General features: G+C 59.2%; 10 protein-coding genes. All 10 read right to left on the minus strand.

The genetic code is table 11. From position 1 onward, the window contains the following. Positions 1-230 precede the first annotated feature (230 nt). The 10 genes from J2S45_RS07895 to J2S45_RS07940 all read right to left on the minus strand — a co-directional run bounded on the left by J2S45_RS07895 (position 231) and on the right by J2S45_RS07940 (position 15,013). Positions 231-2,285 (minus strand): glycosyltransferase family protein, encoded by a 2,055-nt coding sequence (locus J2S45_RS07895; protein WP_307635041.1) that lies wholly within the window; start codon positions 2,283-2,285, stop codon positions 231-233. Positions 2,286-2,421: 136 nt separating this feature from the next. Further along, complete coding sequence (locus J2S45_RS07900; protein ID WP_307635042.1) at positions 2,422-3,654, minus strand: hypothetical protein; 1,233 nt, start codon at positions 3,652-3,654, stop codon at positions 2,422-2,424. Positions 3,655-4,097: 443 nt separating this feature from the next. After that, positions 4,098-5,516, minus strand: a complete 1,419-nt coding sequence (gene aspA, locus J2S45_RS07905) for an aspartate ammonia-lyase (protein ID WP_307635043.1) — start codon at positions 5,514-5,516, stop codon at positions 4,098-4,100. Positions 5,517-5,666: 150 nt separating this feature from the next. After that, positions 5,667-6,692 (minus strand): ketol-acid reductoisomerase, encoded by a 1,026-nt coding sequence (gene ilvC, locus J2S45_RS07910; protein WP_296932526.1) that lies wholly within the window; start codon positions 6,690-6,692, stop codon positions 5,667-5,669. Between the two features lie 15 nt (positions 6,693-6,707). Then, positions 6,708-7,241, minus strand: coding sequence for an acetolactate synthase small subunit (gene ilvN / locus J2S45_RS07915; RefSeq protein ID WP_296932550.1), 534 nt, complete (start codon positions 7,239-7,241; stop codon positions 6,708-6,710). Beyond that, complete coding sequence (locus tag J2S45_RS07920; RefSeq protein ID WP_307635044.1) at positions 7,241-9,040, minus strand: acetolactate synthase large subunit; 1,800 nt, start codon at positions 9,038-9,040, stop codon at positions 7,241-7,243. Before J2S45_RS07920 ends, ilvN begins: the two co-directional genes overlap by 1 nt. Before the next feature lie 231 nt (positions 9,041-9,271). Beyond that, positions 9,272-10,876, minus strand: coding sequence for an aspartate:alanine exchanger family transporter (locus tag J2S45_RS07925; protein ID WP_296932531.1), 1,605 nt, complete (start codon positions 10,874-10,876; stop codon positions 9,272-9,274). Between the two features lie 100 nt (positions 10,877-10,976). After that, the gene (locus tag J2S45_RS07930; RefSeq protein ID WP_307635045.1) at positions 10,977-12,278 is read right to left on the minus strand and encodes a threonine/serine exporter family protein; all 1,302 of its coding nucleotides are present in this window, start codon (positions 12,276-12,278) and stop codon (positions 10,977-10,979) included. 85 nt (positions 12,279-12,363) lie between these two features. After that, on the minus strand, positions 12,364-14,151 hold the full coding sequence (gene ilvD / locus J2S45_RS07935; RefSeq protein WP_407702481.1) for a dihydroxy-acid dehydratase: 1,788 nt from the start codon (positions 14,149-14,151) through the stop codon (positions 12,364-12,366). Between the two features lie 85 nt (positions 14,152-14,236). Then, positions 14,237-15,013 (minus strand): class I SAM-dependent methyltransferase, encoded by a 777-nt coding sequence (locus J2S45_RS07940; protein WP_307635046.1) that lies wholly within the window; start codon positions 15,011-15,013, stop codon positions 14,237-14,239. Positions 15,014-15,114: the final 101 nt, after the last annotated feature.

Consider the following 15,114-nt stretch of genomic DNA (forward strand, 5'->3'; position numbering starts at 1 on the left):
TGACACCCTCTCTTGAGCACTTCCTTTCGAGAAAATGAAAACTTTGTTCGAAAGACCTCCATGATGGCAACCCCCGGTATTAAGCACTCGGTTAATACCAGGGGGCATATAGTTAGACGGAACTAATGAAGGTAACCGGGCTCCAAGCCTCAGCATCTATCCACAGCACCAATGACAATACACGCCACTGGCTTAGTTACCACTTCTCTTCAAAGCTATCATCTAACCATTTAAAGATTCACCTGAGACTTCGCGTGACCTTGGTACAACTCAGTACCAGTAGAAAACAAGGCCATATCATCGACTGCCCACGTGTGTGAGGACTTGTCGCGACTTCTTGTGACACAGAAGTTGAATCTATCCGCGGAGTAGATGACAGCACCCGCGTGCTTCAACTGCTGGAGGTATGAAGAGTCTTCCCCATGCCCTGTCGAGTTAAACCTAAACCTTCGGAACGTCTCAATAGGCCCTGCAAAGGTCGCACCTCGTACGAAATCGGTATACTTATGTTCCGCATGGGCGAAGGTCAGAACCGAGCTGTCCTGAGATTCAAAGTAAATGTAGCTGGCTGCCTTGCCCACAAGATCAGCTCCCGAATAAAATATCGCGTTGACCATGTCGCGAACGTAGTTATCGCCGTACCAATCATCTCCGTCCATGCGCACAACAATTTCGCCAGTACAATGATCGATTAGCTGATTTAGATTATCTCCGAGTTGCTGGCTCTCGGGTGCTTCCAGAAGCTTGAAATTCTCACCCAAATCCGCAAACTCCACTAACTGTTCATCCGAGAGTGAAAAGCCGTGTGTCAATAGTACAAGTTCTTTGTCGTCATAGGATTGCCTCAAGAAATTGTCGGCAATCACAGAAACTTCAGCTGGTCGATTAGTAGTTACGAAAACCGAGACCTTCTTGAGATGGCTATCTATTTCAAGAATACCGAGCTCTCCAAGAATGAGATCAACTCGATGCGAATAGCAGTGGCCCTCCCATACAAATCGCTGAGCCAAATGTACGATTCTATCACGCCATTCCTTATTGCGAACGAGAGGTCGGATCACCTGATAAGCGTCTTGCTGCGTCGCAGGCGTAGAAATTCCCCCGTTTCCGAAATAACGTTCGATAGCAAGCGAGGGAGCCGACACAACCGCAGCCCCACAAGCCGTAGCTTCGAATATTCGACGTGCACACATGGAACTAGAATCTGGAACTGAATTGACGTTCAGTATGACGTTGTAGCGGTGATAAGCGCCGACCATCTGTTCATATGGGATGCCTGGACGGACATAATCGTTGAAATCACTAGGGAACTGGTATTTCTCGTCCCCGCCATACTGACGCGAAAAGATATCCAAACCACACTTTGCGGCAGCTGGAAGTAAGTATTCCATCTGCTCTCTTCTCTCGGGATACTTATCTCTGAAATACATACCGCCAAACGCTACGGCCCTATCACGCACGACTCCACTGGGCTGAGCCGGGCTATGCATCCTTGGCTGCGCGGCAAATGGCATCAAGTATACTCTCGCGTGGCCGAGTGCCCGTTGATACTTGTCGAGTAGCGATTCCTCGGTTGTATAAACAACGTCGGCAAGCTTTGCCACATCCAAAAAGTCCTCAAAATGAGGCGGATCCTCTTTGTTCCAGAACACGACTGGAACACCTTCCCGCTTACATGCCTCTATTAACTCGGAGATTTCCTTCCTCGGCGCACGTGAACCCGTGAGTTGGTACCGCCAAGTCCCACCATTCCCTTCCCAGGCACTCTCAATAAATAGAAGATCTGGTTTCTCTGATGAAAGTAGTTCCTTCCAGTTGTCTGGAGTGGGCATCGTCTGCTTCCACTCGAATGCAAAAGCGTTAGCGGTAAACTCATCCGCGATTACAAATGCGTGTACATCCCGCCGACGAATATGCCCCGGTGTTTGCGTAATGGGTGCAATATCTCCCTTTTCAGGTTCTTTAGTCGAAGATTTGACCGGACCCGCAATCGAGTTAGTCGCTCCGATCGACACTTTCTGATTGATCGCTCGGATCACGGGTGCTGATCGTCCGACCGTGCCGGCGATGTCACTAACCTGTCGAGCCGTTTTTCTTACCCTCAGATTAACTTCCGCGATATCTGATAGCGCTTCAATACTTGACTTCGCGTCGTTAATCAAAGTCATCCGATTGGCAATCAAAACTATGCCCAATAGCATGATGAATGCAGCCGCAAATACAACCACAACAACCAGATCATAGGCTTGCATCAGTGACAGCACGCAAGCTGTAATCAGGGTCACCACACATCCAATAACCAGGAAAAACCTACCCGTTGTCGACCGACATGCATCTCGGAGGCTAAATATCACGGGAACTCACTTTCAAGATCGTATCGTTTGACCAAACAAATAATTTGAGAGAGTACTGCAGAATCAGTTAACGAATGTCCATCGTATTGAGGCCAAACCTTTCCCAATAGTCCCTATAGAGCTGACCAGACAAACGATACTCCGTCGGAAATGATTGCATCACCGCAAAGAGCTTTCGCGAGTTCATCGGTATAGCCGTCCTTGTTGCCAGATCAAATTCCGAACACCATAATGAAAACCACTTCCCTAGCCGATGTTCAGAATAGAAGAAGTCGTAAGGATCAACGTTCACGTCTGCGAGCTTTTCAAATTCAACATATTCACTATATCTTTCCATTTCTTGAATAATTTCAGGGTTCCTTGCGAACGGCGACGTTGTATAACGCCTGGCCATAACGGCAGGCTCAAAAAGATTCTCTTCGCGCTCCCGGTAAAAGCCTGTTCCTACTTCCCCACCGACCGAACTAACAAATATAGATTTCCACGGCAATGTCCTATATACCATGCCTGCTAGTGCAGGGAAACGGAACCAACCGGCAAATGATTCAGAATAGACTTTTCCCTCAAGCGAATCTTTCTCTAGTTTTCCAACATCGGCAATAAGGTGTGGTAACTGCGTCACTAAAGCCCGCCGGTTGGCCTCCAATAAATCAGTATGTGTGCTTGGGTTATCTGTAGCAAAGAAATGGTACGTAAACGCCGTGACTCCACGTTTCTGGAAGTCTTCCAATGCGGTTCCAAGAATCGTTTTACAGTCCCCTCCCGCAGTTAAACCAAGGAAAACTTCCCCCTCAAGTGACAGCCAAAGCCTCGCTTGTCTCAGTATTTCATCATGCATGACTTGGAAGGCTTCAATTGGCTCGTATTGTTTCTGATCTCGTCTTGGGTAAAATCTTCGATGAGAGACCTCAGAACCACAAATGGTCAAGTAACAGTTAGGGAACAAAGGAAAAACACCATCATTACCGGTGAGGAGACCGGGTAGCGCCTTTCCTCCTGGGCTAATATAGTCTGGACTACCCAGAACTGCTTGAGCCTCAGTAGAGGCTAGCCCACCGACCGCCTCACTTATGAGTTTTGTGTGCGACGACAGCAGAGTCTGAGATTTGATCCGGTCCCGGTGCCAATAGACTCCGAATGAACCAATCGGATCGTTATATACAGTCAACTCACATGCAGTAGCGGCGAAAATTGCGAATCGACCCGTCAATTGTTCAACGTAATCATGGCTTGCATCAACCTGCTGTTGCGCAATTAGTTTGGCCACCCTTAGCGCTACAGCATGGTTGTCAATCGTCACAGACGATATCCCAAAGCATTCGCCCAAGATGACAACCTGAACTCCCTCAGTCTCAGCACTCCCCCATGGGAGACCTGGAGCAACATCGATGCACCAACTTCCAAGCGCTAGTGTCGGCCATGAGGATATGGACGTCGGCCTTTCGTAGTCGTGCGGTCGGGTGAGAAAGCCGCGGGAGTAGCGGTTGAGTCCGCGCCAGAGCTCCCTAGCTGCACAGAAATCCGCCTTCGGATTAATCCCGAGTGACATCCGCAATCCTAACTCGAAGAAAGACTAGAAACATCACATATTTTACCGTTGAGCAGGGAGAGTTCACAGGAAAACCCTCAATTTGAGAGAAACCAAGTTTCTCCATTGATTTCGATTGATGCTATTGTAGAATACAGCAAATAAAACCGGTCGTGGAATCCCGAGAATACCAGCTTCGTTGCGCGGCCTCCTTTCTACTCGAAGACCTCCCCCATGTAGGTCGGGTTAATAAGGTTCTCCACCGAGAGCGCGCGGTCAAGCTCCTCCTCCGAGAGCAACCCCCGCTCGAGCACGATCTCCCTGATACCGCGGCCGCTACGGGCGGCCTCCTTGCCAATCGAGTCGCCCTCACCGTGGCCGATGAGGTCATTGAGGTAGGTGACAATGCCGATCGAGTTCATCACGTAGGCGCGGCAGACATCCTCGTTGACCGTGATGCCGTCGATGCACCGCACGCGCAGTGTGGCAAGCGCGTTTGTCAAAAGCTCGATGTTTTCAAACAGGCACTGCGCAATCACCGGCTCCATGACGTTGAGCTGCAACTGCCCCGCCTCGGAGGCCATCGTGATCGTCAAGTCGTTGCCGATCACCTTGAAGCACACCTGGTTAACCACCTCGGGGATCACCGGGTTAACCTTCGCCGGCATGATCGACGAACCCGCCTGCATCTGCGGCAGGTTGATCTCGTTCAAGCCGGCGCGCGGGCCAGAGGACAGCAGGCGCAGATCGTTACAGATCATCGAGACCTTAGTGGCGATCCGTTTGAACGCGCTCGACATCGCCACGTATGCACCCGTGTCCGACGTCGCCTCGATCAGGTTCGGCGACGCGCTCACGTCCAGCCCCGTCACCTCCGCCAGTCGCGCCACCACGGCCTGCTGGAATCCCGCCGGGGTATTGAGCTTCGTGCCGATCGCCGTCGCTCCAAGGTTGACCTCAAGCAGCAACTCCATCTGCCGGCGCACGTTACGCGCCTCTTCCTCCATCAGCACCGAGTACGCCGCGAACTCCTGGCCCACAGTCATCGGCACCGCGTCCTGCAACTGAGTGCGCCCCATCTTCAGCACGTGCATGTTCGCGCTGGCGATCTTGTCAAACGAGGCCCGCAAGCCATCCAGCTCCGAAATGAACTCCTCACACATCTTGTACAGCGCCACCCGGAAACCCGTGGGGTAGGCGTCGTTCGTGGACTGCGACTTGTTGACGTGGTCGTTGGGGTGGACGACGTCGTAATCGCCCTTGTCCCTGCCCAAGATCTCAAGCGCGAGGTTGGCCACGACCTCGTTCGTGTTCATGTTCACCGACGTGCCAGCGCCGCCCTGGAAGGCGTCCACCGGGAACTGGTCCATGCAACGCCCCTCGTCCAGGATGAGGTCGCACGCCCCGACGATCGCCTTGGCCACCTGCTCCGGCAACACCCGCTTGTCACGATTCGCGAGCGCCTCAGCCTTCTTCACCATCACCATCGCCCGAATGAACTGCGGGGTGTCGTTGATGGTGCGCCCCGAGATGGGAAAGTTTTCGATCGCGCGCAGGGTGTGAACGCCGTAGTAGGCGTCGCTGGGGATCTCTCGCGCTCCAAGCAGATCTTCTTCGATGCGGAAAGCGGACACCTATGCTCCTCAAATGCTCGGCACTGAACTACACGTTCATGGTAGTCGGTGGCCGGCACAAATACGCGGCGAAAATGGAATTTCCCCAGGAAGAGTTTCGGTACGGATGTGGGGGCGACCAGCGGCCGCCCCCACACGTTTTTGCTCCCCTTACCGGGCGGCCGAGCCGTCCGTGTAGTCAGCGTCGATGGTCTCCCAGGCGAACATCTTGCGCAGCTCCACCCCGACCTTCTCGATCGGATGGCCCTCGCCCTTGGCGCGCAGTGCCTTGAACTCGACCGCGCCGTTGTCCTGGTCCGCGATGAAGCGGGTGGCGAAAGTGCCGTCCTGGATATCGGCCAGGACCTCCTTCATGTTCTCCTTCACCTGCGGGGTGATGACGCGCGGACCGGAGACGTAGTCGCCGTACTCGGCCGTGTCCGAGATCGACCAGCGCTGCTTAGTCAGGCCGCCCTCGTTGATCAGGTCAACGATGAGCTTCATCTCATGCAGCACCTCGAAGTAGGCGATCTCCGGCTGATAACCGGCCTCGGTCAGCACCTCGAAGCCATACTGGATCAGCTGGGAGACGCCGCCACACAGCACAGCCTGCTCGCCGAACAGATCCGTCTCGGTCTCCTCGGTGAAGGTGGTCTTGATGACGCCGGCACGGGTGCCACCGATCGCCTTCGCATACGACAGCGCCAGGTCCCAGGCCTGCCCGGAGGCATCCTGCTCCACCGCGACGATGTCGGGCACTCCACGCCCGTCCTCGAACTGGCGGCGAACGATGTGACCCGGGCCCTTCGGCGCGACCATGCAGATGTCATGGCCGGCGTCGGGCTTGATGTAGCCGAAGCGGATGTTGAAACCGTGGGCGAAGAACAGCGCGGCGTCGTCCTTGAGGTTCGGGGCGATCTGCTCGGCATAAACCTTGCGCTGGTGCTGATCGGGGGTGAGGATCATGACGACGTCGGCCTGCGCCACCGCCTCCTCGATCGTCGCCGTCTTCAGGCCCTGATCCTGGGCCTTCTCGATCGACTTCGAGCCGGGGCGAAGCCCGACCACGACGTCGACGCCGGAGTCACGCAGGTTCAACGCGTGGGCGTGCCCCTGCGAACCGTATCCGATGACGGCCACCTTCTTGGACTGGATGAAGGACAGGTCCGCATCGTCGTCGTAAAAAATCTCTGCCATGTCTACTCCTTATACTTATGCTCCGCGCAGTTGCTTGCGCTCGGTCTTGACAACTTCGGTCATGGAACGTGACCCGCGTGCGATCGCAACGGATCCCGACTGGACGATCTCCTTCACACCATACGGCTCGAGTGCCGACAGGAGCGCGTTGATCTTGTCATCTGAACCGGTGGCCTCGACGGTGACCGCTTCGGGGACGACGTCGACGATCTTGGCCCGGAACAGCTCGACCACCTGGATGACGTTCGTGCGCGAAGAGTCGTCGGCGCGAACCTTCATGAGGACGAGCTTGCGCTGGACGGACTGGTCACGTTCGAGCTCCGTGATCTTGATGACGTTGACGAGCTTGTTGAGCTGTTTGGTGATCTGGTCAAAGGAGACCTCGGAGGTATCGACCACGAGCGTGATCCGGGACAGTTCCGGATCCTCCGTGGGGCCCACCGCGAGCGAATGAATGTTGAAGGCGCGGCGTGCAAAGAGGCCCGAAACGCGGGCGAGCACGCCCGGCTTGTTCTCCACGAGAACTGAGAGTGTGCGGCGGTGGCTGATCATGCTTGTTCCTCTTCGTGCTTGGGGCGCATATCGCGCGCGTACAGGATGTCGTCGTTGGAGACGCCGGCGGGCACCATCGGCCACACCATCGCGTCCGGGGAGACGACGAACTCGACGACGACGGGGCGGTCGTTGATGCTCATCGCCTCAGTGATCGCCGCGTCCACGTCCTCGGGCCGCTCCACCCGGATGCCGTGGCAGTCGTAGGCGCCAGCCATCTTGATGAAGTCCGGGATGCGGCGCGTGCCGTATCCGGTGTTCAGGTCCGTGTGAGAGAAGCGCCCGTCGTAGAACAGGTTCTGCCACTGGCGCACCATGCCGAGCGAGGAGTTGTTGATGAGCGCGATCTTGATCGGGATGTCGTTGAGGCGGCACGTTGCGAGCTCCTGGTTCGTCATCTGGAAGGAACCGTCGCCGTCGATGCACCACACCGTCTTGTCCGGGTTGCCCACCTTCGCACCCATGGCGGCCGGGACGCCGTAGCCCATCGTGCCCGCGCCACAGGAGGTGACGAGCTGGCCGGGGAACTGCATCGGGATGAACTGCTGGGCCCACATCTGGTGCTGACCCACGCCGGTGGAGAATATCGAATCGCCGGCCAGCGCCCCGAGGCGGGAGATCACGTACTGGGGGCTCATGAGCCCGTCTTCCGGCTCCTCGTAGCCCACCGGGTAGGTCTCGCGCATGCGGTCAAGGAACTCCCACCACTGCGTGAGGTCCGGGGTGCCATACTGTTCGAAGGCGTCCGGAATCTCGTCGATGAGGGCGTCGATTGTCAGGCGCAGGTCGCCCAGCAGCGCGACGTCGACCGCCCGGTTCTTGCCGAACTCCGCCGGGTCGATGTCCGCGTGGATGACCTTCGCCTCGGGGGCGAACTCGTCCAGCTTGCCGGTGACGCGGTCGTCGAAGCGCGCGCCGAGCGCGATGATCAGGTCCGACTTTTGCAGGGCGACGACGGCCGGGACCGTTCCGTGCATCCCCGGCATGCCGAGGTGGTGGCGGTCCGAGTCGGGGAAGGCGCCGCGGGCGTTGAGGGTGGTCACCACCGGGATGCCCGTCATCTCCACCAGCTCTGCGAGCTCCTCGTGGGCGCGGGAGCGGATCGCCCCTCCCCCGACGTAGAAGACCGGCTTGGATGCGCCGGCGATCATGCGGGCGGCCTCACGCACCTGGCGCAGGCTCGGCTTCGACTGCGGCAGGTAGCCGGGTAGCTCCATCTTCGGCGGCCAGACGAACTCGCACTCCTCGTTCTGCGCGGACTTCGTGACGTCCACCAGCACCGGGCCGGGACGCCCGGAGCGGGCGAGGTGGTAGGCCTCGGCAATTCGGGCCGGGATCTCGTTGGCGTCGGTGATGAGGAAGGAGTGCTTGACTAGTGGGAAGGTCGCCCCGATGATGTCCGCCTCCTGGAAGGCGTCCGTGCCAATCAGGCTCGCGCCCACCTGGCCGGTGATCGCCACCAGCGGCACCGAGTCCAGGTTCGCGTCCAGCAACGCGGTGACCAGGTTGGAGGCGCCGGGGCCGGAGGTCGCCATGCAGACCCCAACCTCCCCCGTGGAGACGGCCAGGCCCTCAGCCGCGTGCCCGGCACCCTGCTCGTGGCGCACCAGGATGTGGCGGATGCTGGATTCAAAAATGGCGTCGTAGAGAGGCAACGCGGCCCCGCCGGGCAGACCGAAAATGGTCTTGACGCCCAGTTCCTCAAGCGAGCGGATGACCGCCCGCGCTCCCGTGGTCGTCTCACGGACAGTGCTCGGCTCTTGTTTAGCCTTGGGTGGCGTTGGCGCTGGTGCCATTGTTCCTCCTTGAAACTCGGTGTCGATCTTCGCGCAATAAAAAACCCCTCGAGTTTCGAGGGGCGCACCGCAGGTCAGCGTTACCTGCTGGTGCGCTGAACTACTACGAGAATGATCGACATACTCCGATCGTAGACTCCCGCCGGAGGGGCCGCCAAATCCTTTCCGAAACGTCTCACATTGTGGATCACGGTCTCGCCAGGCGGCGGCCCGCGCGAGCGGAGCAATACGCTACGGCAGAGAGCCGAGGATGGTCGCCACGAGGATCTTGCCGATCATCGCAATCGGATAAACCAGGGCATACCCAAGCGCGACACGCGGATCAGTGTTTGTACGCCCGTTGGCAAACGCCAACACCGCCGGCTGGGTCTGCGCTCCCCCAAGAAGGCCGGAGAGCTGCGTGCCGCCCATCTTGAACACGTATCGCATGACGAGGTACAGGCAAACGGCAAGAGTCGTAGTGAAAAGAACGCCGAGCAGAAGAATCTGAATCCATGTGCCCGATTCGAAAGCCAACGCGATCTGGCCACCCGCCGTCGTTCCGGCCTGCGCTAGGAAGATCAACAAGCCCAACTCGGAAAGGACAGCACACGTCGTATTCGGCAACGCAGTAACCTGCTTGCCAATACGGCCCAGACGACCAAAGACCAGGCCGACCAGCAACGCACCCGCCGCCGAACCAATCGCGAACGAACCACCACCGGGCAACGGGAAACGGATAACACCAATCGTGATGCCGAGCGCCATTCCCAGCCCCAGCGCCACCGGGTTCAGATCAGAAAAACCGCGCGCAGAATCGCCGAAAAACTTGGAAATCAGCTTCATGTTCGACGTCGGGCCAATGACACGCACGCGATCGCCCATCTCGATCATGAATTCAGGAACGGCGAGCATGTCTGAGTCCCCACGGCGAACACGTGAAACCGTGGCCCCGTACTTGTTGAAAAGGATCTCGTCAAGCTCGGCGATCGTCTTACCCGCGATCTTCGGCTCAGATACCGTGATGCGCCGGAAATCGAGATAACGCCGATCCGCGCGCAGCGAATGCGACGACTGATGGCCCACCATCGTCTTCAACTCGTCCAGCTCGTGCTTGGGTCCAACAACCGTCAGCAGGTCACCTTTTTCCAGGACGTCGTGCTTGGTGGGGATCCAGATCGGCCCCTCCTCGCCGCGGCGCATGCGCGAGATCTCCGGCGGATTCTTAAACAGACCAAGGATTGCTCCCACGCGAGGGTTATCGTCGCGATCCACACGCAGATTCATATGCGTGATCGGCATGGGCTTGTCGGTATCTTCTGAGGCATGACGCAACGCGATAGAGGCAGCAATCATCATTCCGATCACGCCGAACAGATAAGAAATCGAGTAACCGACGGTCGCTTGCGCCTCGAATCCCGACGCGTCTGCGGCAGCCGCCAACGCGGGAGTGTTCGTCAACGCACCCGCAAACGTACCTGAGACGAGGGCAACATCCATCCCGAGGACAAAACGCCCGACGACGTAACCCAGCCCGCCAGTCAGGAAGTAAATGACGACGAGCGCGACCATCGGCCCAATAGCCCGCCGGATGTTCTCAAAGAACGACGGGCCAGAGTTATTGCCGATCGCAAACGTGAACAATGCCAGCCCGAGGTGGCCCACCTTCGTCCCAATCGCGATGTCGATTCCGTTAGCCTTCGCGAAAGCAGAAAACGCAATCGCGACAAACAGTACCGCTGCCGCACCAAGGGAGACCCCCGCAACCTTGATGTGGCCGAAAACCATGCCTATGCCAATCAGCAAGAACGCAAGCAGCACTGGCTCTTCAGCGAAGAACTCGAGAAACCCCGTCATCCTACACCTTCCCTATGAACGAGACCTGCGTCTATTATCCCCGGAAAGAGACGCGATTCCCACCGGACGCAGCAATACAGAATGCCTCCAGATCAGGAAGCTAGTTCGGGCGATCCTCCAGATAGCTGTCAGCCAGCTTGGTCGTATCACGATCGTGCAGCCAGCCCCGATCCGTGAGCACGCGGGAGAAAGCCAAGCCGAATCCGATCGCCATAATAACAAAAAAGACCTCCGCGATCGTCGTCAACGCAATCGACAGGTTACCCTCGTTGATCGCCACCAACGCGCGGTAGAACGGCACTCCCGGAATCATGATGACAACGGAGGGGACGGAGAGGGAAACACGCGAATGGGTCGTCCGCCATGCCACGAACGTCGCACACAAACCGGCAACGAAGGCGGCCAAACCAACCGCGATCTGCCAGGGGGTGCCCGTATAATTCTGCAGAATCAGGCGGGTCGGGTTGGTCAGCGCCGCCACCGCGGCCGCCAAAAGCGCAACCTTCCACGCGGCATTAAACAGGATCGCAAAGCCACCCGCCGCCACGAAAGAACACAAGACCTGCAGCAGTAGGTTAACCGCGAACGGCAACGCCATCGGAGCGGCGCCCACCACATCCCATTGCGCCGCGTGGGTAACGATCCACAGGGGTAGACCCGCCGACCCGAGCACCATCACACAATAGGAGAACCGCGCCAACGCGGATTGGAAGTCCGAACGCACAAAGTCGAGCATCGCCGTCGTCAACGGGAAGCCGGGGATAAGGAACAAGATCGCTGAGATCAGCCCCGCCTCATGGCTCAGCCGCAGGACGTAGCCAAAGGAGGCCAACATGGAAAGAAACCCCATGTACACCAGTGGGGAGACCATGCCGCACACGGCCCAGATGAAGAAGTGAGCCAAATTGCGCTTAAGCATCAGCTTTCGCACAAGCTGGCCAACGCCGGCCGCAAAAAACACGGTGGTGCATTCGACGACGCGCCCACCATTCAGGAAGCAAAACGCCGCACACGCGACCGCCGCCGCAACGACAGTCGTCCACATCCCCCAGTGTCGATCCTGCTTGACCGTCTGATCCAAGAGCGAGCGCAGGTGGGACACGTCACGCACTGCAAGGTCCCGGGTGCCGATCTGGGACAAGACGTCGAGACGCCGAGAGTTCACCCCCACGTGACGCTGCTCGGTAAAGTCCGTCTGCGAGCGGCCGTTCTCCCACGCAGTTGCGGTGATATCCGTCATCGTGACAGAAGCTTCAAGACGGTTAATTCCAAGCTGATGAGCGGCTCTCGCCATCGAATACTTCACACGATATGCACCCGCGCCAGAAGCCAGCAACAGTCTGCCGTATGCGAGAACCGCCCGCGTCTTTTCTTCAAGAGTGCTAGGTTTCTCGTCTCCCATAACCAACCCATTCAGATCGATAACAACGCCGTCGATACTACATGCCCGAGGCGGGGGCCATTATCGACACAGGTCCTACGCCACCCTACTGAACTTTGCGGACCGCCCCCGACGAGGCCGAGGTCGCCATCGCCGCGTAGGCCCGCAACGCCTTCGAGACCTTGCGGTCGCGGTTGGCCACCCAGGGCGCCTCGCCCTTATCCGCCCGACGCCGCGCGAGCTCCTCGTCCGCTACGTCCAACTTGAGCAGTCGCGTGGGGACATCGATGACGATCCGGTCGCCCTCCTCGATCAGGCCGATCGCTCCTCCCGAGGCCGCCTCCGGCGAAATGTGCCCAATCGACAACCCCGACGTTCCACCCGAGAAACGCCCGTCCGTGATCAGCGCGCACGTCTTACCCAGGCCCAGCCCCTTGAGGAACGACGTCGGGTAGAGCATTTCCTGCATGCCCGGCCCACCCTTGGGACCCTCGTAGCGGATGACGACGACGTCGCCCGGCTTGACCTGCTTGGAGAGGATGAGATCGATCGCGGCCTCCTGCGACTCAACCACGCGCGCCGGGCCCTCGAAGTGGAAGAGGGATTCGTCGATGCCGGCCGTCTTGATGACGGCCCCGTCCTCGGCAAGGTTGCCGAAAAGAACACACAGGCCACCGTCGGCGGTGTAGGCGTGCTGGAGGTCACGGATGCAGCCGGCCTGCGCGTCGTCGTCGATCGAGTCGTAGCGCCTATCCTGCGAGAAGGCCCGCGTGGTGCGCACTCCGCCCGGTGCGACCGTGAACAGATCCTTCGCCTTCTCCGAGGCGGAGCCGCCGCGCACGTCCCACTCCCCCAGCCACTGCTCAAGGGAGTCGGCGTGGATGGCGTGGACGCTTCGGTCAAGCAGGCCGCCGCGGTCAAGCTCACCGAGGATCGCGGGGATGCCTCCCGCCCTGTGGAAGTCCTCCATGTGGAAACGCGTGGAATTCGGGGCCACCTTCGCCAGGCACGGGGTGCGGCGCGAGAGCTCGTCGATGTCATTGAGCGAGAAGTCAACCTCGCCCTCGTGAGCGGCGGCGAGAATGTGCAACACCGTGTTCGTCGAGCCGCCCATCGCAATATCCATCGTCATCGCGTTGCGGAACGCTCCCGCAGTCGCGATCGAGCGTGGCAGGACGGACTCGTCGCCGTCGTCGTAGTAGCGATGGCACAGCTCCACGATGAGCTCCCCCGCGCGCTCAAAAAGATCCTTGCGGCGCGCGGCGGTGGCCAGCGTCGAGCCGTTGCCCGGCAACGACAGGCCCAGCGCCTCCGTCAAACAGTTCATCGAATTCGCCGTGAACATGCCCGAACACGACCCGCACGTGGGGCAGGCGTTCTGCTCGACGGCGAGCAGCTGAGCGTCCGTGACCGAATCGTTGGCAGACAGCGCCATAGCGTCAATGAGGTCAATGTTGTGGTCGGCCACGCCCTCAACCGCCTTGCCCGACTCCATCGGACCACCCGACACGAAGACCACCGGGATGTTGAGCCGCATGGCGGCCATGAGCATGCCCGGCGTGATCTTGTCACAGTTCGAGATGCATACCAGCGCGTCCGCGCAGTGGGCATTGACCATGTACTCGACCGAGTCGGCAATGATCTCACGGCTAGGCAACGAGTAGAGCATGCCCCCGTGGCCCATCGCGATCCCGTCGTCCACCGCGATCGTGTTGAACTCCTTGCCCACGCCGCCGGCTTCCTCAATAGCTTTAATGACCAGCTGGCCCATGTCTTTCAGGTGCACGTGGCCCGGTACGAACTGGGTGAACGAGTTGGCCACCGCAATGATCGGCTTGCCGAAATCCTCTGCTGCCATCCCGGTCGCGCGCCAAAGCGCGCGAGCACCGGCCATGTTGCGTCCCTGTGTTGATGTCGCTGAACGAAGCTGCGCCACGATCTCCTCTTTTCTCTCTAACGCCATCGTAGCCGCACCCGCGCTAACATCGGGTGGCGGTCCACACCTGGAGCTGATACGGGAGCCCCACCACGGCGTCGTCGCGCCAGGACAAGTGCTCAAACATGTACCACTCAAGGTTAGCGCGCATCCGGGCGCGGCCGGCCTCCCCCGCCCGGATCCACGACGCGCGCGTGGTCCCGAGCTGCGCAATCTGGGCGGGCAACAGCGGGTCCAGCCACGTCGTGAGGCGAAGTTCAGGCTCGGTGAAGGGATGCTCCATGTGTCCGTGATGGCCGGGCACACGCAGGTCGGGGACCCTGTCGGCCCGGTGCACGTCCCCGGAGCGCATGATCCGCGCCAACCGGTGGACCCACGCCTGGCGCACGTCGAACTGGTTGTACAAGATCACAACCCGACCGCCCGGGCGCACCACACGGGCCGCCTCAAGCGCGGCGGCCCGTTCGTCGAGCCAGTGCCAGCACTGCCCATACGCGAGAACGTCCACGGAAGCGTCAGCAAAGGGGAGGCACTCGCCCGTCGCGTCGAGCAGACGCCTCGCCGGGAAGTCGGGAAGGGCCCGGCGAAACCCGGCCCGCATGTCCGCCGACGGCTCCACCGCCCATACGGTTCGCGCCAAGGCTGCGAGCGTCGCGGTGAGCTTTCCGGTTCCGGCCCCCACATCCACGACGACGTCGCAGCGAGCAACGACTCCTTCGAGCGCGCAAGCCGGGTAGCCCGGACGGACGTCGACGTAAGAGGCGACCGAGGCGCCCGCCTCCGAAAACGGGTTGTGTGCGGCGTTTGATGGCCGGGGCATCAGCGGGTTTCCTCTCCGGCGAGCCCGGCGTGCCGATGGGCGAGATCGGTGGTTCGCATGGCCGGGATTCTATCAGGGCCGGCGAGATTGCGTCCCGTGCG

The sequence above is a fragment of the Trueperella abortisuis genome (assembly GCF_030811095.1).
GTDB lineage: Bacteria > Actinomycetota > Actinomycetes > Actinomycetales > Actinomycetaceae > Trueperella > Trueperella abortisuis.